General features: G+C 56.9%; 21 protein-coding genes and 5 pseudogenes. 11 read left to right on the forward strand and 15 right to left on the reverse strand.

The window, feature by feature from the left end; all coding sequences use genetic code 11:
* The 3 genes and pseudogenes from xopAD to AC4ANE_RS28185 form a co-directional block, all read left to right on the forward strand.
* The coding region (gene xopAD, locus AC4ANE_RS28175; protein ID WP_489988096.1) for a XopAD/skwp family type III secretion system effector at positions 1 to 4,512 on the forward strand (4,512 nt) is incomplete at its 5' end.
* Positions 4,505 to 4,657, forward strand: a complete 153-nt coding sequence (locus tag AC4ANE_RS28180) for a hypothetical protein (protein ID WP_460409109.1) — start codon at positions 4,505 to 4,507, stop codon at positions 4,655 to 4,657. The genes xopAD and AC4ANE_RS28180, both read left to right, overlap by 8 nt.
* Positions 4,658 to 4,715: 58 nt before the next feature.
* Positions 4,716 to 4,848 (forward strand): annotated as a pseudogene (locus AC4ANE_RS28185) (recombinase family protein); the annotation flags it as partial.
* 156 nt (positions 4,849 to 5,004) lie between these two features.
* Here AC4ANE_RS28185 and AC4ANE_RS28190 read toward each other — a convergent pair.
* Positions 5,005 to 5,277: pseudogene (locus tag AC4ANE_RS28190) on the reverse strand (Tn3 family transposase); the annotation flags it as partial.
* Between the two features lie 214 nt (positions 5,278 to 5,491).
* Here AC4ANE_RS28190 and AC4ANE_RS28195 point away from each other — a divergent pair.
* The 6 genes and pseudogenes from AC4ANE_RS28195 to AC4ANE_RS28220 form a co-directional block, all read left to right on the forward strand.
* Positions 5,492 to 5,782, forward strand: a pseudogene (locus AC4ANE_RS28195) (recombinase family protein); the annotation flags it as partial.
* A gap of 51 nt (positions 5,783 to 5,833) precedes the next feature.
* A complete protein-coding gene (locus AC4ANE_RS28200; protein ID WP_460409111.1) occupies positions 5,834 to 6,097 on the forward strand; it encodes a hypothetical protein in 264 nt (87 codons plus the stop codon).
* On the forward strand, positions 6,078 to 7,307 hold the full coding sequence (locus AC4ANE_RS28205; RefSeq protein ID WP_460409113.1) for an IS91 family transposase: 1,230 nt from the start codon (positions 6,078 to 6,080) through the stop codon (positions 7,305 to 7,307). Before AC4ANE_RS28200 ends, AC4ANE_RS28205 begins: the two co-directional genes overlap by 20 nt.
* Positions 7,308 to 7,488: 181 nt before the next feature.
* A pseudogene (locus AC4ANE_RS28210) lies at positions 7,489 to 7,635 on the forward strand (helix-turn-helix domain-containing protein); the annotation flags it as partial.
* 93 nt (positions 7,636 to 7,728) lie between these two features.
* Positions 7,729 to 8,007: a hypothetical protein gene (locus AC4ANE_RS28215; RefSeq protein WP_015060875.1), complete on the forward strand. Its 279-nt coding sequence runs from the start codon at positions 7,729 to 7,731 to the stop codon at positions 8,005 to 8,007.
* Positions 8,008 to 8,075: 68 nt separating this feature from the next.
* Positions 8,076 to 8,183 (forward strand): annotated as a pseudogene (locus tag AC4ANE_RS28220) (recombinase family protein); the annotation flags it as partial.
* Between the two features lie 21 nt (positions 8,184 to 8,204).
* Here the strand turns inward: AC4ANE_RS28220 and AC4ANE_RS28225 are convergent.
* From AC4ANE_RS28225 to AC4ANE_RS28275, 11 genes are all read right to left on the reverse strand, one after another.
* Positions 8,205 to 8,732, reverse strand: coding sequence for a GNAT family N-acetyltransferase (locus tag AC4ANE_RS28225; RefSeq protein WP_002555999.1), 528 nt, complete (start codon positions 8,730 to 8,732; stop codon positions 8,205 to 8,207).
* 9 nt (positions 8,733 to 8,741) lie between these two features.
* Complete coding sequence (locus AC4ANE_RS28230; RefSeq protein ID WP_054082514.1) at positions 8,742 to 9,137, reverse strand: hypothetical protein; 396 nt, start codon at positions 9,135 to 9,137, stop codon at positions 8,742 to 8,744.
* Between the two features lie 626 nt (positions 9,138 to 9,763).
* Complete coding sequence (locus AC4ANE_RS28235) at positions 9,764 to 10,510, reverse strand: hypothetical protein (RefSeq protein WP_122260149.1); 747 nt, start codon at positions 10,508 to 10,510, stop codon at positions 9,764 to 9,766.
* A gap of 469 nt (positions 10,511 to 10,979) precedes the next feature.
* Entirely contained in the window at positions 10,980 to 11,207 is a 228-nt protein-coding gene (locus tag AC4ANE_RS28240) for a hypothetical protein (protein WP_024647939.1), read from the reverse strand.
* Positions 11,208 to 11,223: 16 nt separating this feature from the next.
* A complete protein-coding gene (locus AC4ANE_RS28245; RefSeq protein WP_460409114.1) occupies positions 11,224 to 11,640 on the reverse strand; it encodes a hypothetical protein in 417 nt (138 codons plus the stop codon).
* Positions 11,612 to 12,109 (reverse strand): hypothetical protein, encoded by a 498-nt coding sequence (locus tag AC4ANE_RS28250; protein ID WP_460409115.1) that lies wholly within the window; start codon positions 12,107 to 12,109, stop codon positions 11,612 to 11,614. The genes AC4ANE_RS28245 and AC4ANE_RS28250 overlap by 29 nt, the downstream gene beginning before the upstream one ends.
* Positions 12,110 to 12,462: 353 nt before the next feature.
* Entirely contained in the window at positions 12,463 to 12,891 is a 429-nt protein-coding gene (locus tag AC4ANE_RS28255; RefSeq protein ID WP_057424388.1) for a GntR family transcriptional regulator, read from the reverse strand.
* Between the two features lie 129 nt (positions 12,892 to 13,020).
* The gene (locus AC4ANE_RS28260) at positions 13,021 to 13,158 is read right to left on the reverse strand and encodes a hypothetical protein (protein WP_002556112.1); all 138 of its coding nucleotides are present in this window, start codon (positions 13,156 to 13,158) and stop codon (positions 13,021 to 13,023) included.
* 76 nt (positions 13,159 to 13,234) lie between these two features.
* Positions 13,235 to 13,480 carry a PapB/FocB family fimbrial expression transcriptional regulator gene (locus tag AC4ANE_RS28265; RefSeq protein ID WP_015060694.1) on the reverse strand — a complete coding sequence of 82 codons (246 nt, stop codon included), beginning with the start codon at positions 13,478 to 13,480 and terminating at the stop codon, positions 13,235 to 13,237.
* Between the two features lie 130 nt (positions 13,481 to 13,610).
* A complete protein-coding gene (locus AC4ANE_RS28270) occupies positions 13,611 to 15,683 on the reverse strand; it encodes an LPD7 domain-containing protein (RefSeq protein ID WP_460409117.1) in 2,073 nt (690 codons plus the stop codon).
* Between the two features lie 287 nt (positions 15,684 to 15,970).
* Complete coding sequence (locus AC4ANE_RS28275; RefSeq protein ID WP_095205514.1) at positions 15,971 to 16,390, reverse strand: hypothetical protein; 420 nt, start codon at positions 16,388 to 16,390, stop codon at positions 15,971 to 15,973.
* On the opposite strand from AC4ANE_RS28275, the gene AC4ANE_RS28280 reads away from it, so the two are divergent.
* Complete coding sequence (locus AC4ANE_RS28280) at positions 16,389 to 17,174, forward strand: hypothetical protein (RefSeq protein ID WP_460409118.1); 786 nt, start codon at positions 16,389 to 16,391, stop codon at positions 17,172 to 17,174. The genes AC4ANE_RS28275 and AC4ANE_RS28280 overlap by 2 nt on opposite strands.
* A 202-nt stretch (positions 17,175 to 17,376) precedes the next feature.
* Here the strand turns inward: AC4ANE_RS28280 and AC4ANE_RS28285 are convergent, their stop codons facing one another.
* Positions 17,377 to 18,102 (reverse strand): ribbon-helix-helix domain-containing protein, encoded by a 726-nt coding sequence (locus tag AC4ANE_RS28285; RefSeq protein ID WP_460409129.1) that lies wholly within the window; start codon positions 18,100 to 18,102, stop codon positions 17,377 to 17,379.
* A gap of 341 nt (positions 18,103 to 18,443) precedes the next feature.
* On the opposite strand from AC4ANE_RS28285, the gene AC4ANE_RS28290 reads away from it, so the two are divergent.
* Positions 18,444 to 18,743 (forward strand): TraK family protein, encoded by a 300-nt coding sequence (locus AC4ANE_RS28290; protein WP_032074567.1) that lies wholly within the window; start codon positions 18,444 to 18,446, stop codon positions 18,741 to 18,743.
* 12 nt (positions 18,744 to 18,755) lie between these two features.
* Here the strand turns inward: AC4ANE_RS28290 and AC4ANE_RS28295 are convergent, their stop codons facing one another.
* Positions 18,756 to 19,412, reverse strand: coding sequence for a hypothetical protein (locus AC4ANE_RS28295; protein ID WP_460409120.1), 657 nt, complete (start codon positions 19,410 to 19,412; stop codon positions 18,756 to 18,758).
* A complete protein-coding gene (locus AC4ANE_RS28300; protein ID WP_460409121.1) occupies positions 19,409 to 20,053 on the reverse strand; it encodes a P-loop NTPase family protein in 645 nt (214 codons plus the stop codon). Before AC4ANE_RS28300 ends, AC4ANE_RS28295 begins: the two co-directional genes overlap by 4 nt.
* Positions 20,054 to 20,228: the final 175 nt, after the last annotated feature.

Below are 20,228 nucleotides of genomic sequence, written 5' to 3' on the forward strand. Positions count from 1 at the left end.
ATCGACGCCCCTAGGTTGTGCAACGCCCTCGACCCGCAAGGTGTGGCCAACGCGCTCAACGCCCTGAGCAAATGGCCCGACACGCCCCACTGCACTGCCGCCGTCAAGGTACTGGCCTCGCAACTGGCCAACAATCGCGAGTTACGCAACGCCCTCACCCCGCAACACATGGCCAACACGCTCAACGCCCTGAGCAAATGGCCCGACACGCCGGACTGCACTGCCGCCGTCAAGGCGCTGGCCTCGCAACTGGCCAATGATCGCAACTTGCGCAACGCCCTCAACCCGCAAGAACTGGCTAACGCGCTCAACGCCCTGTGCAAATGGCCCGACACGCCGGACTGCGCGGACGCTGCCAACGCGCTGGCCTGGCGGCTGGCCGACGAGCGCGGTTTGTGCAACGCCCTCAGCCCTATCGGCGTGACTCAAGCACTCAACGCCTTGAGCAAATGGCCCGAACGTGCGAACTGCGAGAAGGCCACCGATGTCTTGGCAGGCTGGCTGGCGGAGGACAACGATCTGCGACAAGCCATGGATGGGCACCACGTGGCTGTGTTGCTCAATGCACTGAGCAAATGCCTCGGAAGGCCGGCGTGTCATCCGGCAGTGTTGCTGCTCGCCGAACGCGCCGGCTCGGCAGAGTTGCCGTGGCAGCAGTTCGAGATGGGTGAGCTCGCCATGGTGGCCAACGCGATGTCCCGTCTGCTGCACCTGGATGAGGAACAGTTCCAGATTTTGGGACGCGCCAAACTGCTGGCAATGGCCGGGCACCTGGAGCTGCACCGTGAGCGTTTTGAGTCTGCCTCCGCGCAAGACATTGGTATGCTCTTCAAGGCCCTTTCATCGGCGCAACTCCATCGCCAGATGCGTCCGCTGGCGCGGTCGGCCCTGGAGCGGGTTGCGGTGCTCGCGCAGGACGACGGATTACGGGAAACCAACCTTGAGGGTCTCGGCAGCCTGTGCATGGGATTTTTGCCGTTGATCCGCAGCCCAGAGTTGACCTCTCGCCATCGGGGGCACGCATTGCGCGTGTTCAATACGTTGCAGCCCATCATCGAGCGCAAGATCGACTTGTACCTTACCGGCGGTGTCCCGCCGTCTTCGACCGACCTCGAACAGTACGCCACTCGATGCCCGGCGCTGACCTTCTTCCAGGTGCTCAAGGCTTACAGCATGGTGAGCCGGCAATGCAAGCCGCGCCACATCGAAGGCTCGCGCCAGGAAATTCGCCAACGTCGCGAAGAGTTGGGGAAATGGGTTGACAGGACGCTGGAGCGGACACGCGAGGCCATCGAGGAGGACCTCGGCGAGATGAGCTGGAACTTGATCGCGCAGATCGAGGCCGGTGACATCGTATTTGACGCCTTGGACCTGCGCCTCGCGAAGGAAGCGAAGAAGATTACGCAGGCCCATCCACCGAGCCAGTTCGACCTTGACACCGGGCGCCTGAGCATGCGGTCGGAACCCGGCGAACCCGTCACGCCGGCACCCGGCAACGGCAGCACGACCCACATCGTGGTCGATCTGCGTGGCAAGGAAGTGTCGACCAATGCGACCGAAACGAACAAGCCGTACTCGCTGTTTACACGGCTGACGGGCTTGCCGCTGGTGGAGGTCCAACTGCCTGGGGCGATTTCGACGTTCATGCTCGCGCGTACGCTCACCTACCAGGACGAACCCTGGCGCTTTGACATGTTCGGCGGCAGCCGCGCCACGCGAGGCAACACGAGTCGCCCCGCCCAGTTGCTGTCCGGCACATCCGGAGCACCGTCGCTGCTGCCGGCAATGCGCTATACAGACACCGCGCCGGGCAGTAGCCTGATGCAGCTCATCGCCAAGCTTGCCCCGCAGCGCGAAGACTGGTCGCGGATGCAGCGCTCGCTACTAGAGATGGTGCCGACCGATCACGTCATTGAGGGCACACTGCGTCTGGGATTTTTTGAAGACGTCAGCGGCCCTGCGCACCCGTTCAAGCCAACAGCACCGGACGGGCATGCATTGGCGCTGTGCCCCAACGATGGTTGCGGCTTCCTGAAGCTGGAGGTGGCACTACGCATACCGGCCTTCCGTGAGTACTTCTCTGCCTGGCAAGCAGTGCAGGCCGGTGAGGCCAGCCAGAAGCAGCGTGACCTGATTGCCAAGGATAAGGGACCCACGCGGCTGGCACCGCAGGCGCTGCAGCACTTCCCACGTGACGAGGCGGCACTGCAGGAGGCGCGCGAGGCGATGCAGAGCCGGTTGCAGGCGCTGCCGTCGGAGTTGAGTCAACTCACGTTGTACGAACTGGCCACCAGCGGCGGCTACCAGGGCCAAAGAGTCAGGGCGGTGCCTGCTGCCGACGACAAGGTGCACCTACCGAGCGAGCGCAGCCAGGCCTTCGACGCCGCAGGCGGCGCCTTGCTGATCGGCAAGCCGCCCTACGACAAGGAGAACCTGCTGCCCGTGCCGGAAGAACGCGTCGCGACAGTGGCGCAGAGCGACGCCACCGCCGAATTCCTCTCGCAGTCCTTTGGTATCCAGTACAGCTACACAGGCTTCGACGACAGATCGGGCAGCGATGCCGAGATGCTGCACAGCAAGGGCATGCTCATCGTGGTGCCATCAAAGAACTGGCCAGCCAATTTTGCGGACATGGATCTGGCCTGCTCGAAGGAGGACCTCAAGACCTTATCGCGCTGGACGACCGGTCGCGACCGCAGTGCCGTGCCGCAGGACATGCTCAGCACCGGCAGCCTGCGGCTCAAGGACATCGTGGAGCCCGGACGCATGGGCGCACTGCCTATCCCGGAACTGCGCAAGCGCAACATGGACACCGACGGCGACGACGCGTTCGTGTACGCGGGCTACCCCAAGCTGGCCGCGCTGATTTCGCGCGAGATGGCTGATCGCGAGGTACGCCGCGGCCAGCCACGTTCCTTCAAGCCGCCGAAAACGGCCACGCCGGCCATTGATCCTGACAACGGCCATTACCAGGCGGGGCGGCTGTCCGAGATCATGTCTCTGCAACGTGGAGGCCAGATCATGGGGGCGGCCAGCACCTTGGCAGCGCGCTTCATGGCGCAGCCTGACCACCTGCGTGAGGCAATGGCGCGCAATATGATGTTCGGCACTTATGACGGCATTGAGCGCGACCTGCGTAACGGTCTACGTGTAGCACTCGACGGCAAAGCCAGAGATCCTCAGGTGTTGACGGAACTGCGCAACCAGGCATACAACGCCATCGGGCGCGCCCACCTGCCCGAGGCACGTGAAGCCGCCGAGCTCCTGCATGCACAACTGCTTCGACTGGAGCCGGGGGCATCATCGCGTGCCGAAGTGCCGGATGCGCTGGGCGAGGCCTTCCCACGCCTCGCCCAGGCGTACCTTGCTGCGCCTGATACTGAGGCACGGATTCACGCCATCATCGACAACTACCCGGTGTGCAGGCTCTCGCACGCGCAGTTCCCGGCCGGGCAACCGGGGCTCATCCCCGGCGAGCCGGAACTGAGCATGCGCAACCTCTTCACCATCGCGATCAAGGTGGGCACCGATGCGCTGAAGTCTGACACCGGCACGGCGCTGTTCGCCAAGATCGTGGAGTCGTGCGAACGATCCGAGCGAGGGTTCGCTGATCGGGTTCGCAGCGTACCGTATGGCAAGGTGACTGCTCGGGCCATGCATGATGGTCGCTTCGACGCCGAGCAGACCCAGGTGGACCTGCAGAACATGCCGACGATGGCTGCGGGCGTCATGCAAGACGCGCTACACTCGCTGCAGCAAGCAGGCCTGATCGACCCACCGCCACCGCCCGCCGAGCGCCTGCGCGCCGTGCAGCCAGAGGACATTGCGCTTGAGGCGCAGAGCTTACTGACGCGTGCTCGCGAGATGGAACCTAAGGTAACTCGCATGCTGAGGCGCGTCGCCGAGTCCCATGCTGGGCAACTGGCGGGCATGGACCATCAACTGAAGTCGGTCGGCTCGTTGAAGGAAAAGCTAAAGCAGCAGATGGCTTTGAAAAACAAGACCCTGGAAGATGCCGTGGCCGGCGTGAACGACGCGCTGCGGTACAGCGTGGTACTGGAACCGCCGGATTTCACCGCAGGCTTGCGCGGTGTGCTGGCCTCGCTGGACGATCAGGGCCATGTGCGCGTCAAGCTGAACAACCTGTTTGCCAAGCACAAGCCGGCCTTCAAAGCGGTCAATGTCACGATGCGCAGTCCCGAAGGCGCGCTCTGGGAGATCCAGTTCCACACGCCCGACACCTTCAGGCTCAAGAAGCAATTCCATGATCTTTACAAGCACAGCCATGCGCTGCAGTTTCAGGGCGCCCCACTGACTGATCAGCGAGAAGTGCAGGCGCCCGCGCAAGACGCCTTCAGACTTGTGCCTTCGCCGCCAGAGTGCAACGAGATCGACGATTGGGAGGAGGAGAACGTCCCGGCCTTGGCAATGAAAGCTGCGGCGTTCAAATCCAAACCAAGCAATCGCAAAGACGCTGCAAAATTCCGTGCAGGCGTGAGCAGACATGCTTGAAAAGGAGCAGCAGAAAAATCCACCCAACCTCGATAGGCAGGCAAAACTGACCAACGATCTAGCAAAGTACACAAACGCAATGCGCGAGATCATGACGGCAGTGAACAAGCCTGCTCGCGTCGAGAGCCTGGATGGTCGCTCATAAGGTCCATACAAGGCTCAGATTAGGACTCACAGCGCCACGCGAGCAACGGGCTACTACATACGTGGCTGCGGTCTATCGCGAAAAAGCCTCGGGCGCTCAATCCGACCGCCCCGAGCCGTTGCGCATGATCGAGGACCTGCAACCAAGTGAAGTCATTATCGCTGATGAAGATCGACCGAATCAGCCGTCTATGTATAGGAATTTCAAAATGCCTATGCATCAACTTTTAGATGCGCGGCGAGCTTCATAGGGGTCGCCTCAGAAAACGGATTTTAAAGTACGCTAAGCGATTTCAGTCGTCGTAATGGCCGGAATCTTCCTCCACCCACCTTGACGGTGCTGCGTCACAGGTAATCACCAGTTAGGTTGATGTGCTCCCAGCCCAGCGGCGACAGGTACTGCAGCAGCGATTCATCGACAGCGGTGCCATGTCCGCGTAATGCGTTTGCGGACCGCTCCAGGTAAACCGTGTTCCACAGCACTATTGCAGCAGTCACCAAGTTGAGGCCGCTGGCACGGTAGCGTTGCTGTTCGAAGCTACGGTCTCGGATTTCGCCCAGCCGGTTAAAGAAGACAGCCCTGGCCAGCGCATTGCGCGCTTCGCCCTTGTTCAGTCCTGCAATCATGCTAGCTATGTCGTCATTTGGCCGGGTCAGTTCCCCCCAAGCAAGTTCCCTAATCTATGCCATAGCCGCTGAAGCAACATTAATCTGCGCGCAGAGCTTTCACTGATGGAGAAATCCAGCTTTAGCGGCAACAGCGCGGGGAAATTCTGACCATTACGACGAGTGAAATCGCTTAGCGTACTTTAAAATCCGTTTTCTGAGGCGACCCCTTCCCTTGGTCGAAGCAGAAAAGCTTGTGGACGCGATCAAGGCTAAGGGCGCACGCTTGGCGGTTCCCGGCATCGTCGATCTATCGGAATTGGCCGAGGCATCCAGTGGCGTCGCCAAGGTGGTGTTGCAAGGCGTACAAGACATGCTGTTGCGTGTGGCACTGCAAATAGCGCGTGACGACTTCGAGGACCGGCGAGAGCGACAGCGGCAGGGCATCGACTTAGCCAAGAGCGCTGGTCTATATAGAGAACTGGGCAGCCTGCGGCTGCAAATTGTGGGATTTCGAAATCGGTTATCATAGCCGAAATTGAGTCGATACCTCCTCAGTACAGGCTTACACATGGCGTCAGAAACCAAAAAACGTAAACGGGCGAACCGGGCAAAAGCCAAGGCAAAGCAGGCCCGTCTCCAACGCGCCGGGCATACTACCTTCGTGCCCGATACCGACTTTTCCTTCGATGTCGATCTTTGTAGTTGCTGCCAGACAGCGTATCTGAACGACAGGTTTCCCGACGCTTCTTGCGTAAGCGTTTCGATGAGAGAAGGGCCAGGCGGATTTGCCATCACCGCCGTCATTCACCACGATGAGGAGCCATCCTGCTGACGTGGCCTCTGCACCGCCTGCTTACAAACCTCGACCGCTCAAAAACCTCTTCACGGCCAACGGCTGCTGGGCAGATTTGCTGGAGGCCGGCGGTCTGCGCCACATCGAAGTGGAGTCGATCAGCAAAATGCTCGCCTGCGGCACCTCGATACTGGGCGTCAAACACTACACCTGTGGCAATGAGCATTGCCCGCACGTCAAATACCTGTGCAACACCTGCCATTGCCGGGCCTGTCCCTCCTGCGGCAAAAAGGCCACCGACCAGTGGATCGCCGTGCAAAACAACCGTCTGCCCGACTGCCCCTGGCAGCATCTGGTGTTCACGCTGCCCGACACGCTGTGGTCCCTGTTCTTCTACAACCGCTGGCTGCTCGATGCGCTGTTTCGTCTGGCGGCCGATAACCTGATCTACACCGCCAAGCGGCGCGGTTTGCGCGTCGGGATTTTCGGTGCGCTGCACACCTATGGCCGGCGGCTCAACTGGCATCCCCACGTCCACCTGTCGGTGACCGCGGGCGGCCTGGATGAGCAGGGCGTCTGGAAAAATCTGTCGTTCCACAAAGAGGCCCTGCGGCGGCGCTGGATGTGGCTGGTGCGCGATTACCTGCTGGGACAGCCGCTTTCGCAATTGACGATGCCGCCGCAGCTGGCCCACATCCTCTGTGAAAGCGACTGGCGCCGTCTGATACTGACCGCTGGCGGCCAGCACTGGCACATCCACTTGTCGAAGAAGACGGAAAACGGCCGAAAGACCGTCAATTACCTGGGCCGCTACCTGAAAAAACCGCCGATCTCGGGCAGTCGTCTGGCGCATTACACCTGCGGGGCCACGTTGAGCTTTACCTACCTGGATCACCGCACGCAGACCTATCAGCAGGAAACGCTGAGCCAGGCCGACATGCTGCGCCGGGTGGTGCAGCACATCCCGGAAAAGCATTTCCGGATGATCCGGTATTTTGGTTTTCTGGCCAATCGGGTGTGTGGGAAATACCTGCCGAAGGTCTATGAAGCATTGAAGATGGCGACGCCAGGACCGACACCGAAGCTGTATTTTGTGCAGATGGCCAAAGCCTTTCTAAACGTCGATCCGTTCCGCTGCGTGCTGTGTGGCGCGCGGATGGTCTACACGGCGGCAATCAGCGGGCTGACGGTGCAGGGACTGGTCCTCAACGCTCAGGCAATCGCGCAGATGAGGTACGTGAAGCCCTGACAGGGGGAAGGTGCGTCCGCACCTAGGCTCAGCGGTAAAATAACCTGCACAAATTCGGATTGATAGGGATTTTCACTGCATAAGTAACGCATCAGCGTCTTCCTACGCATCGCTATGAAGGCATGACGCCTCCTTCACAGCGTCAGGTTCATGCATAGGCATTTTGAAATTCCTATGCATCAAGCCGAATGCTAAAGTGCATGAACAGATCATTGCTCTTAAAGGCGGCGGGTGTAGCATTGCAGAGACTGCTCGGCTGGCGGGGGTCAGCGTCAGCCAGGTAAAACGTGTTTGGGCGCAGCACCTGGCGGCTAAGCCCAATGTCTGAAATGCTGCTTGGACCAGTACCCGTCTGTGACCTGGCTGAAGCATTTTCAGTCTCCTGGTCAACAGGATCGACCCCTTTTCATTAGGTAGAACAATGCTCGATTTATCCGCAGAGCTACACCAACTGGCGAAGACAGTCCACGATTATGCCAGCCGATTTCCATCGACAGAAAGTGGCGATAGTCAGCTACTACAGGGCTGCTATGACTACATGAATGCTTTCAAACAGGTGCTCGACAGCTCATCAAAAATCCAGATGGACTACATTTGTCTACAATATCCGGGATTCTTTCGCTTCGCGCAGATGATGGAGTTGCTGGCCCAAGGTATTGCTGATGGCGTCATTCAGGTACCGAAAGAACACTACAATTGACAGACCGGTATTTCGGCGGTTCCGGCGTCTCCCCATAGGGAAGATCGCAGGACCACTAGCAGCGCAATCGTATACGCGAATTGCTCACTGCTGGCCTGGGCATTCAGGCTGTCGCAAGGTATTCGACGACTGTGGTGATGCGGATCAGGGATGAGATTGCAGCATCGACTACCTGAGCAAGAGCCTATCACAGCCGATTAAATCGGCTTGGCGAAAGCTTGTTCCTGGGCCCGCATTTCCTGAATGATTGTTGCGGTCGAGAGTACCAAGCGTAAAGGGTTGTGCTTCGATCGAACGAAAAGCAAACTCTCGTAGTACTCGGCAGCATCTTCATCCTTGGCGTCTACGAGGATAAAAGCCACGCCTGAGTGCTTGGATATTGCATAAACGCGGCGGAAGAAATCCGCCATCAGCCGCTGGCCAAGCCCCTGCTTTTGCACGCTCTTATCGACAGCCAGGCGGCTCAAGATCACTGCCGGCATAGGGTAGCGGGGCATTCTCCTCTGTTGCTCTTCACTGAGCTGATCGAGCGTAACAGACGCATTCGCAAGCGTGTAGTAACCGATCAACACACCGTCTTTCAGGTACATGAAAGTACGGGATGTGTTGCGCTTCTCATCTTGTCCGGCGTGCTGGGCAATGTAGGTATTCAAGGCAGGATGCACTTTGCAATCGAACGCAGATCGGTCGATCAACTTGTCAAAGTCGACGGTGATGAAATCCATCAAAAGCCCTTAGCGCAAGGCAAGAATATTGCGGAGCACCTCGTTAGGCTCGGTTGGATTTTCGAGCATCTGATACGCGAGGTCTGCATCGAGCACGGTCATACCTTCCATATCAATGGAGGCCTCAGCGTGATCCTGAGCGACAGATCGAACCGCAAGTGCATCCACTATCTTCCTCAGCTCGTTGAGCTCTCTTTCGACGTTGGATAGATGAGGCGCACGTAAAACACGTGGCTTAACGCTACTCTGACGTTGCCCTGTGAAGGCTTTGGTGACATACCGCTCTACCACGTCATTAGCATTGGACAGGAACGCGGTGATTTTACCGTCCCTACCATGAATGATAACGGTGTCTTTATTACCCTTTTTTGGCTGGGCAGACTTCGGTGATGCAAGCTTGTTCAAGATGGAACTCCTTTGTGAGTATTAAATATATCACATTTCTATTGACATTCTGAATAATCGTACGAGTTCGGTCGAACCGACCAACTGCGCCAAACGCATGCCTTCATTGAAGGCAAAGAGCGATTGACCATGCACATAATTATCTGAGCAGCCTGCGCGCACACGCGCCCGGTTGAGGACTGGGGCGGCTTGCCGTTCCAGGCCGATTTATCCGGGTCTTAGCGCCCGCAGGGTGGCCGCAGGCCAGGGCAGGGCAGCTTCATCGCCCTGGGCCGCTTAGACAGGCTGTTTCACTGACGTATAGGCGCAGACATACGCGCCGTGCCGAAGGCACGACTTGCGCGTGCATTACTGCTTTATGAGGTGGGTTTCCACCGCGTAAATCCCTGTTTTTCCTGAAAGGGGAAACTGAAGGGGGGATAAAATTTCATTTATTTCAAAGCCTTCAGAACGACACCTGCAAAATGGCCAAAAAGAGCCGTTGGTAACGCTAAAAAGCGGCACAACCAGCGCCGTCGAGCGGTCCTGGTGGTGCCTGGCCATAGGGTCACCAACCGCCCTTAAAACGCAGGCGTGACAATGCCTCCGCGTGAGCGGATGCAGTTTTCGGACAAAGTGGGGGCCTGTTAGGCTTTTTTGCTCCTCGACGCTAGGAGCCTATCCAGCGCACTGGACACGGTGTTGCTCACTGGCGGCGATGTGCTGGGGCTCGCTGCACCTTGTGTTCCGGCTACGCCCGCCTCCCGATTTTCCTTTGCCTGCCAACGCTGACGCGACGTTTCACGGCGCTGGAGTTCCAGAGAGTGCTTCTCCATGTCCGCCAAGCGCTGTTGCCCTATGTCGCGCAGCTGAGCATCGCGACGCTTCTTGGCCGACTTCTGCACGCGTTCATGAACATAGGCCAGGCCAAGGTCTTTCCAGAAAAGCTTGGTGAAGCGGATCAGGACGCGGGTGCGCACCAGGTGCAGACCGTTATCGTCCTTCTCGTCCAGGCGAATGCGCTCGATACGGCGGTACACATACCCCGCATCATCCAGGGTTTTCATCAGGCGACACAGCGCCGGTGCAGAGATACCCGCATCCTCGGCAATGCCACACTGAGTATTCAGCACATAACGGCCATTGTCGGGGTCGATGTAGCCCAGCACGCTGGTGGCCAGGTCCAGGCGCACCAGCAGCTGCTCGGCCACGCGCTCGATGGCCAGAAACTTCTCCCGCCGGGTACGCCGATCGCCATGAACGCCATCCAGGCGGCGCAGGTATTGGCCCCGGTAGCTGTCCATGTTGCTCAGGCGCTCGTAGGCCGAGCGGATCAGGGGATTTTTAAGCTGTTGTTCAGAGAGATGACGGGGAGCCGCGTAACGGGCAGGCATTGCCCGACCGGGGCGACGTAAAGCGGAGTGAGGGTCAGAAGGGGGGAGCCTGACAGCCTTGAGGTGCCTCATGCTTCACCGCCTTGGCCATGAAGGCCTTGGGCTACGGTAAAACGTGTCAGGTTTTGATGATGCTGGGGGTCCAGGTCTGCCTTTAGAAGGGGCACAGCCTGCTGAAGAATCTTTTCCATAAGTCCACCGTTCAGCGGTGAACTGAAGGCTTCACTTTAGACAGCTTGCACAAAGCCGCAGTGAACGCCATAATCAGCTCACGTTATGTGTGTTGAACAGGTAATCCGCTCGTTAACGGCCTGTTCAAGATTTTCCAAAAAGCCCCGCCGGCAAGCGGGGCTTTTTGGTTTCTGCGATTCGTGAATCTACATCGTCGCTTTCCTGCAAATAAAACTGTGCCGGATAGTAGCATGGGACCTCCGCTTTTCGCCCTACAAAATCCGCTGCTTTCAACGAGCTAGGACGCTTTCCTGGCCACCACCGGCCTTTCATCGCTCGATTTGTTCAACAGCCGTGGATAAAGCCCGCGCCGGAACCGCTGAAAATCAGCCGCGTCAAGCCAGGGGGCACTGGCCTCCCACGCGTCCCGACACGCACCGTCGAGCCGACCCTGGCTGATCAGCTGATACGCTTCATCGTTGCGCCCATCGTCGTTGCAGATGAATTTAGAAAGGTGGTTTGTCATGGTGGTCTTTCCTCAGTTAGCGTTTCAGTGCAGGTACATGGCCATCCCGCGCAAAGGGTACTTTTGAGCCCATAAACTGAAGGTCCGCTTCGGTGCTCAAAACCTTCACTGCGTGGATGTAGCTGTCGTTCGCAGCGAAAACGTCCCCGCCTGGGAAGTCGGCCAAGCCGTTGACGATAGCGGTGTGACCCTCCAGCCTGAATGCATTAGGAACATAAGCGCCGACATTCTCGGAAACGTACAGGATGGGAAGTCGGCCATGATCCGTTGCACGGGCCGCAAAGTGCGAGTGAACGATACCGGCGCGCTGTTCGCTGACGAGATCGTCACGTGAGAAGAGGACAACCCAGGGACGCCAGCGGCTTTCGTGTTCGCAGTCAGCCAGGTCCACCGGAAGGTTATGTTCACGTAGGTCCAGGGCGCGAAACCCCATCAGTGTCTCGTGTAGCCTTGAATAACGCCGTGTCCTGAATCGCTGCTGCGGTGCTTTCTATCAGGATCAAGCCAGGCCGTGCCATTGCGCTCATTCGCTCCAGGAGCAGAATCAGTGCAGGCCGCAGTGCGTGTTGCTGCTGCCCGATGAACACCAGTGGACCGACATCAGCAAAATCCAGGTCCAGGCGAAAAAGGGTATCCAGTACGGCCTGGTGAGCGTCGCTCCGCCCTGTGAGTGTCCAGAACGGATTGCGCCGGTTCATGCCCAGCCGATCTGAGAGGGCATCAAGACTGGCAAGGGAGGTGAAGCCTCGCGAAACTGCCATAGCCTGCTGGCACACAGCGAGCGAGTGCTCTGTGCCAAAGACCTGCTGTGATTTCTTCTGGAGGCGCTTGGCGTCGCGCTTGAGCGAGGTGAGATTACGAACAGCTTGCAGGGTTAAAAGGCGACTCAGTGAAGTGCTCATGGGGTTCCTTTACGCCATATGCGGTGACGCCTTCTGGTTCGATGGCTGTGAACGGATGAGGCGTAGCTCAACCGGACAAAGCGCTGGATAACGCGTTTACAGCCCACTCAGGACAAGATCGAGAGCTGGGCTTGGCGGGGTCATTCAGCCATGAACGCACAGCACGAACAGAGCAAGGTCTTTGAGTGTGTTGGCAGATCAATGCCGCGCTATCTGCCAGGGTTAATCCATGGGCGTCTAATAGCTTTTGATATCTAGTGCGAGTATCAGTCAGTGTTGTCATATGCAGCCTTTTGGGTCTTGAAGAGGCGGACAGGCACGTTTGTCACAGTGCGTTTCTCCCAACGGGAGCATTAGCAAGGGGTCGGGCGCAGTCGGCCCAGCACGCGCAGGATTTCGTTTTCAAAGGCGACTTTTGCTTCGAGGTCGCCCAGCTGCGTATGCCGTTCTGCCACGCACCTCAGCAAGCCAGGCAGGTGACCGTGCCGGGGCAACTCCTGGCCGTTCGTGACCCGATAGCCTTTGTGATACGCCGTCGCGATGTAGCCCTGCGTCTCCAGCGAACGCAGGGCTTCACGCACCGGCATCCGGCTGACCTGGAAGGCATCCGCAATGGCTTGCTGCGTGAGCCGTTCACCCGGTTCAAGTCGTCCGGCCATGATGGCTGCGCGCAGCGCTTCTTCAATGGTCTCGCGGGGCAGCGCTATCGGCTGTGCCAGACCGTGGGCCAAGTGTTCAAGCACCTGCTGAGCGTGCAGTTTTTGCGTTCTGTGGTTAATCATTTCCTTACCTCTTAAACGAATGCGAGCTGGTCCCTGCGCTTTAGCGCTGGGCTCAGCGCTGCACATGATTGAGGGATTGTGATGCGTATCAGGAACCGCTTGAGAGCCCCGAAGAGCGGGGCGGGTCGATCAGTCGATGATCAGGCTGGCTTTCTTGCCGGTGGCCGCATAGTCCTGCCAATGCGCGATAGCCTGTGCCTGCTTATGGCGTGGGTAGCGAGTGCGAACATCGCCCTGTGCCGTGTGAAGAATGACCAGAAATGTCATTGGGTTGCCCTCAAGAATTAGATTCGATGAGGGAAAGTTAACTAATATCAGTTAATAAATCAAGATTAATTAACCACTATCGGTAAAATTTTGATGCATCCTCGGCAAGGTTGCTGACCTTGTTCAAGTCGCCCACCTTTCTGGATAGAAGTGATGGCTTGATGTTGAATGCGCAGCATAGCTCTACCTGCTTGCGACCCTCGATAAAGTGACCCCGTAGCGCAGCGATGATTGCTTCACCGCGAATTCCGGTAAAGCGAAGTAACGCCGCCAAATGCTCAGGGTCTACTTCTCCAGGAACCAATTTGTGTTTTTCAGCCACCGCGAACCTCAATTTAAAGTTCACCTAATTTAGTTAAATATCCCATGAATGCGTGGACATGAACACCCTGCGCAAGCGAATGCAGTCCTCAAAACCACCTCCAGGCAAGGAGGTGGTTTACCCAGACGGCTCAGTCCATGCTCATGCCGTCCTCTTCATCCGGGGATGACAGCTCCGGTGTGCCTGCTGCGGCGGCCTGTCCCTTGGGCGTGGTCTCGGCCACTTCCCGTTCAGGCGCGACCGGCTGCGCTGACCATGCGCGGCGGTTGACCTTTTTGTCTGAAGTGGTGCCGTCCTCAGCTATGACCTGCACCACGACAGGCCAGGTGCCCAGGTCTTCTAGACGCACCTGGTCGCCTTGTTTCAGATTTGCATCGGTCATGGCCTCTTCCAGCCCTACACCCCACACCGTGCGGGGCTTGCCGCCCTCGGGCTTGAGCGTCACGAAGTAGCTCAACTGATTGGTGTCCTTATGCTGATACGGCGCTTCCCCGTGCTCGATCAGCGTGCCCTCGATAACCTTGCTCCTGGGCGGGGTGGCCTGCGCGGATGCGGATTGAGGTTCCGGGTACAAACGGTCTTCCACTTCATTGACTATCTGCGCAGCCATCGCCGTGAGGTGGTCCAGGTCATCGACCAACTTAGGCGAGTTTTCGACTTGCTTGTAAGCGGCCACGATGCTGGCTTTGAACGCTTCGCGGTAGCTGTCGTTTTCCATGTAAGCCGTCAGCAGGGCAGCGGCTTCAGGGGTCTTGTCATTCGTCGCAATGATCCAGACGGCATGGTCTTCACCTCGCAAGCCCATGACCGTATCCGAGGCCCTGACATCCGCTTCGGACATCGGGAAATCACGACGCCATTGCGCTTCAAGCCTGACCAGCTCGCTGGGGCTCTGCAGGTCCGGGTCGTTGAGCCGCGCAGGCTTCGCGGCGTCTGGGCTGGCCGACGACGCTGGGCTGGTGGCCGCTGTCGGGGTCACCGCCTCGGGTGCAGTGTCTGAAGCCGTCGGCACGTTGGCCTGCGCTTCAGACGTTGCTGTTGCAGTGGAATCCGCAGCCGGTTGCGCACGCTGCGCCTGCCACTGTGCAAACGCCTGGTCGCCCTTGGGCTCGCCGCGTTCTGGAATGCCCAGGGTGATCGCCACCAGCTCGACGAACGCAATGCGTTCTGGTTCCGGCACGGTGTCCAGCTGAGTGGCCAGCGCCAGGCTAACCTGCTCAGCCGTTTTGCCCTCTCCATACAGCGCCTCGATCGGCACCGTAACACTCAGGCGGTCCGCCTGGTCCCGCACGTCCCGTGTGGCGTCATCAACGTGCCGAGGCAAGTCGGTGGCAGGACCAATGCTCTGGCCCTCACGTTCGATGTCCAGCTCTGCACGGCGGTCCGCCAGGCTTTGATTCATGGCCTTGTCGGTGAAATGCACGTCCAGGCCATTCTTGGCCACGGCCTCGATCACCAGCTTTTTGAATTCGGCGGTGCCGGTGATGGTCAGTGTGCTGCCGAACCGCTCCCGGGCCAGCTGAAGGGCCACCGACACCCCGGATTCGGTAATCCCCGTGCGACGCATAGAGATTGTTTTGCCCGTGTCCACAAACAGGGTCTTGTCGGTCTGCTTGTCCAGGTAATGCATGTTCTGGCTGAACTTGGCCTTGCGTGTGTAAAGGTCCTTGGCGCTAAGGTCACGCGCGCGCTGACTGGCGGCGGCTGGATCAATCTGTTTGGCAAAGCGATCCATGACCCGCTTCACCCGTTCACGCACGCCTTCAGGGCCTGGGCCCCTCGCGCCGCTGATGCTGAAACCTGGGTCTTCTTTTTCATCGTCCAGGAGATTGCGTATGGCTGCACTGCCCATGAGATTTACCTCGATGCTGGGTTGGGGTTTGTGGAACTGTTCACGTGCTTTGAGCCGTTCGAAGGTCAGCACGGAAACCAGCTGCGCCTTGTCCTGGCGGGTTAAGCGTTGATCGGAGAACACGGCGCGCCTGAGCGCGTAATACTGTTGGTCGATCCGGCGGATGGCCCGTCGATGCGCCGGAGCGATCTGGTTGTGCTGCGCCTGCCGCGTGAAATATGCGGCCACCGTCGAGGCCTGCCTGTTAACGGTCAGGGCCTTGATCGAAGCCCGCTTGAACACCAGTGCCTTGTCTGCGGGCCGCTTGAGTGGATCGAACAGCATCCGGGCGCGCTGCTCGATGTCGGCCACCGTCGCGACCCGATGCGGGTTCTTGGCGTAGGGCGGGACGACAGACCCAGGCCGCCATTGACGGGGAGGGCGGGGCTTGCCTGGAGCCCTGGGCCTACGCCCGGCAGTGGATCGTCCAGGCGTTGCTGTCGCAGTCGCTGCCTTGGGCATCGACGTGACGGAAGGTGCTCTGTAGAACACCAGCGCGTTGTCAGAAGGCTTCTTGAGCGGATCAAAAAGGCGTCGGCCTCGCTCCTCGATGTCAGCGATGGTCGCGACGCGGTGCGGGTTCTTGGCATACGGCGGGACTACGCGTCCAGCTCGTACTCGGGCGTTTCGGGATTTTCCAGCTCCGGCCCTGCGTCGGCCTGTAACGCCTGCTGGCGTTGCTGTTCCCGTTGCTTCCTGAGAAACGGCGGCAGGCCCGCTTCCTCCTCTTCCTCGCTCAGCTGTGGACCTGCCCCCTCTTCCTCGTCCTCCTCCTGGTACAGATGGTCGCAATCCAGAATCTCCTCCTGGTTGCGACTGTCCCAGGTGAACGTGTGCATCACTGGGCAGTAACAGCGCACCGTCACGGCTTCGGGCCGATCCGGCTTGCCGGTGATCTGCCACATCGCTGACGGACAGGTCTTGCAGGCCATCGGCAGGTGCGGCAGTGCGTCGCCCCGCAGTTTCAGCAGGACTTCGCTGGTGATCTCTCTGTCGTTGCCCGGTGTGTACTGAGTCATGGGATTCTCCATAAGTTTGATAGAACCTGGCTTCGCGCTCGGCCAGCAGCCGAACACGATCTTCAGGGGAGGCTTCGGAATAGGCTTTGCGAAACTTGGGGGTGGCCTTGTTGACGTACTTGATTTCCCTCGCGCGCTGCGGCCAGGCGAGCAAGCGTTCCTGAATCACACTGGCTTCAAGCGGTGGTTTCTTCAGTTCACGCCTGACAATGAAGTCATCCTGAAAGATGGTGTCTTTCAGATTCGTGCCCTTTGCGTCACCCGGCAACTTGACCGAAATGTATTCAGTGTCCTTACCTTCATTACGGATGCGTGTTTCACCGTGTTCAGCCACCAAGGCATAAAAATCGGCGCGCGAAGTCACGCCACGTTCAATAACCTGCTTGACCAGCTCCTGCTTGAACTGTCGGTTCTTGCCATAGAAGTCATCGCCCTTGTAACGGGACAGGACACTGGCCGCGTCGGTGATGTCCGCACGGACATTCTCACGCGGCGAAGACAGGCCATACTTCTGGTTGATGTGCTCCTGAATAGCTTCAAAGTACTTCTCATGATTCTTATAAACATCGACCGGATTGGCCTCATTGCCACTCAACAGGTTGATACGTGGGATAATGATGTGAATGTGAGGCTTGCGATCAATGACCTCGCCGGTTTTCCTGTCAGTGATCGTCTTCATTTTGGGCAAATGCGCTTCGGCATAAAAATTGAATTCTTCGGGCTTGTACGCATGCATAAAGAACGCTTTAAAGTCGGCCGTCACCGCTTTGAGGAGTTCAGGTGAAACCGTGTCTTCTTTGAAGCTGAGCGTAAAGGTGAGGTAACGATCCTGACCATGATCAGGAATGCTCTCGTAGATGGCTCTGGTCAAACTGAGTTGACCTTCAATGATCAAGCGATGGTCCAGTTCATCACGGGTAAACTCCCGACCTGACTTATTGCCTTTCTCTAAATACTCCTGCGCCCCGGTATTATAGCCACTGACTCTAATCAGCATATTCTATACCTGCTAATAAAATCGTTTCGATGACCACAAGCGATTCATACCATTTGTCTCTCACACTGTCAGCAATAAGGCCCCTATCACTGGCTGATTTAGCGATATAAGCCAACTGAGAAATGTTGTTACCGGCTTTATTGACGATAAATACAATTCGTTTCCTAAACCCGGTAAACTCTCTAAACACCGGTGTTTGATTTAAGATCAGCTCCCTGAAAAAGGCCGATACAGAACAGCCCGCCCGCTTGATCATTTGATCAAACTGCGCCATTTCGTCTTGGGTGAGTCGGAACCGAATAATATGAACTTTATTGCCGGATTCGTTAGGTGAGCCACGGTTGCCATTATGGAATGGCCTCGACGGTTTTGGCGGGTCAGTATCGGGCAATACCGTGAGCAATAGTTGTTGAATAGCGTTCAGCTTATTAAGCCAGTGGAGATACTGCTTTTGATAAAGCGTGCCGTTGTAAGGTGCCGAGTTTGCGGAGTAGGCAACTCGGTTTAGAGCATGTCCGGACTTTTCGAATACCTGCTGCATCCGCTTCTTGTCGATTGCGGACTGCTCGAAGGTAGGCGAACGGCTCATCACCAGGTCATGAAAGAAGCGGGCTGGCTTGAGGCCGGATTGCGCGATGGGCTCGGCAAACCGGGCGAACTGTTCATCCGTGAAACGGCATGACACGGGGCATGATTTGGTCACTTTTTTGGCCACAAGATCACCTCCTGAGGGCACCTGAATGACGACAACCAACAACGACAACGACAACGCTTTCCCGCTCTGCGGGGTTTCAAAGGGGTATCCCCTTTGGCACGTCGATTGGCTACGAAAAAGGCGAAGCTCTTTTTTGTAGACAATCGGTAACGTGCCTGTTTTTCCAAATCGAAGAGGGTGTGCACGCACAAAAACGCACTCCTACGCACTGAAGAGCACAAATACGCACTATAAGGCGTTTAAAGCCGATATCAGCGCATTAAGACGCACAGAAAATCACTAAATTGCACTGAAACGCACTAAGTGATAGCTTGCAGGCAAAATCATGTGGAGGTGTAGGTATGAAAGACTGGCGAAGCGCCCCTAGGAACGGCAAAGCTGCATTTCTAGAGCACCGGGAGGCTATTCAAGCAAAACTCGAAAGCGGGTACACCTTTAAAGCGATATACGATCAGTTGGTTGCATCCGAAAGCCTTTCAATGAGCCAGTCGCAATTCAATCGGTACGTGAAAGCGCTGCTCGTAGCTCCAGCACTGCAACCTGCTGTGGCTAATACCCAGCCTCAAACAGCCCCCCAAACCGCTCCAGGGGTGAGGCGCTTCACACACAACCCCACGCCTCCTGAAAACCTGCTGGATTAATGCGCAACGATGTCAGAGATCTTTTTTCTCTTTCTCAGCAGTTCGCTTGATGTTTTCCTGCACCGGTTTTGGCTGGTTTGCTACGGAGCGTTCTAAAATAACAAGCTCTCTCGCAAAGTAATTAACCTGATGATCAAGCTCAGCATTCTTCATCACCTGAAAAAATACAACAGGCGGAAATAGGAGAATGCAAACCAACAGCGACAAAGACAATGCACCGGTAGACAACCACCTGGGTATACGTCGCGGTGTGTCAGCTCCGAGCGATTTGGCTCTGGCCTCTAAAGTACTGAAAGAGAGGTTAATCTGTGACAAAGCTATCGCTACCTGATCCCTGGTTATCAGGTCCAGCGATTTTTTCGTTTCCTCAATAATGGCTGCTGAATTGCCTTTCAGTAAATCACGGGAAGATTTACAAAGCGTTGCCGCAGTATTTTCGGCCTCCTCAACTGCCAAACTGATTCGCTCTACAGTCTTGCCAATTTCAATTGGAATATCTCTAATCTCTCGAATGATATGTTCTTGAAGATCAATATATCCTTCCTTATCCTCCTTGACTATTTCTTTGCAAATTACTGCCAGAGCATAGATTGGATCTTTAGACCCAATAGTTATGCCCACTTCCTCGAAAACCTTTTGCGATATCCGCCGCTCAAGTTCATCACTCATAGACACCTCAGAACTGGATTTGATTCAACTGAGAAAATACGGCGAATATCATCTCCATAGGTATGATGATTTCGAGCAGGCAAGCTCACTGTTCCATGTAGGCGATCACTTTGTTTTTGGTAAAGTTTTGTCTCTATAAATGGCTTCCCATCGGCAGAAATCAACGCTCCGAAATGTTCGTTCATCCACAAAACAAGCGAAGCTTCGGGCAACCCTTGAGCGATTGAGTTAAAGCCATTAGCGGTATCTTGAAGCGTATCACCACCGCCAACAACGGTATGCACATAAACCTTCCTGCCGTTTTCCTGCAAAAAATTGACCAAATCGTTCTCTACCATGTAGGCCAACAGTGGCGAGAAGGTGTTAGCGCCGTTATCAATAACGAACACACCTTCCTGCTCTAATATTTTCTCGATAAGAGAATCGAACATCTTTGCATTGATAGTGCGTGATTCGTTCATCACAGGAATATGTACCGCATTGAGAGCTTTGTAGTGGGAGAAAGTCGTATTCTCCTGATCAGTATCAAAAGCCCTGAGCGTTTCACCTTTACTCAAGAAGTACTGTGCCAGCAAAACGGCAGCCAATGATTTACCAATCCCGCCTTTACCTTGCAGGATGAGATGTACGGTATTGAGCATGATTTGTTCCTTAAAATTGAGTAAGCCGTTGGACTTGAACACCAAGGGCGCTGCCCTTGTCATCCCGCAACGGCCGCGTTGACCTCGGGAGCGCGGGGTGGTGAAGCTACCCCACACTCCCAAGGTGAGCCTTGTCTGAACGAGGTAGCGTCAAGTGTGCGCTGCGCCCGTGCTT

The organism is Pseudomonas sp. Pme6b (genome assembly GCF_058129925.1).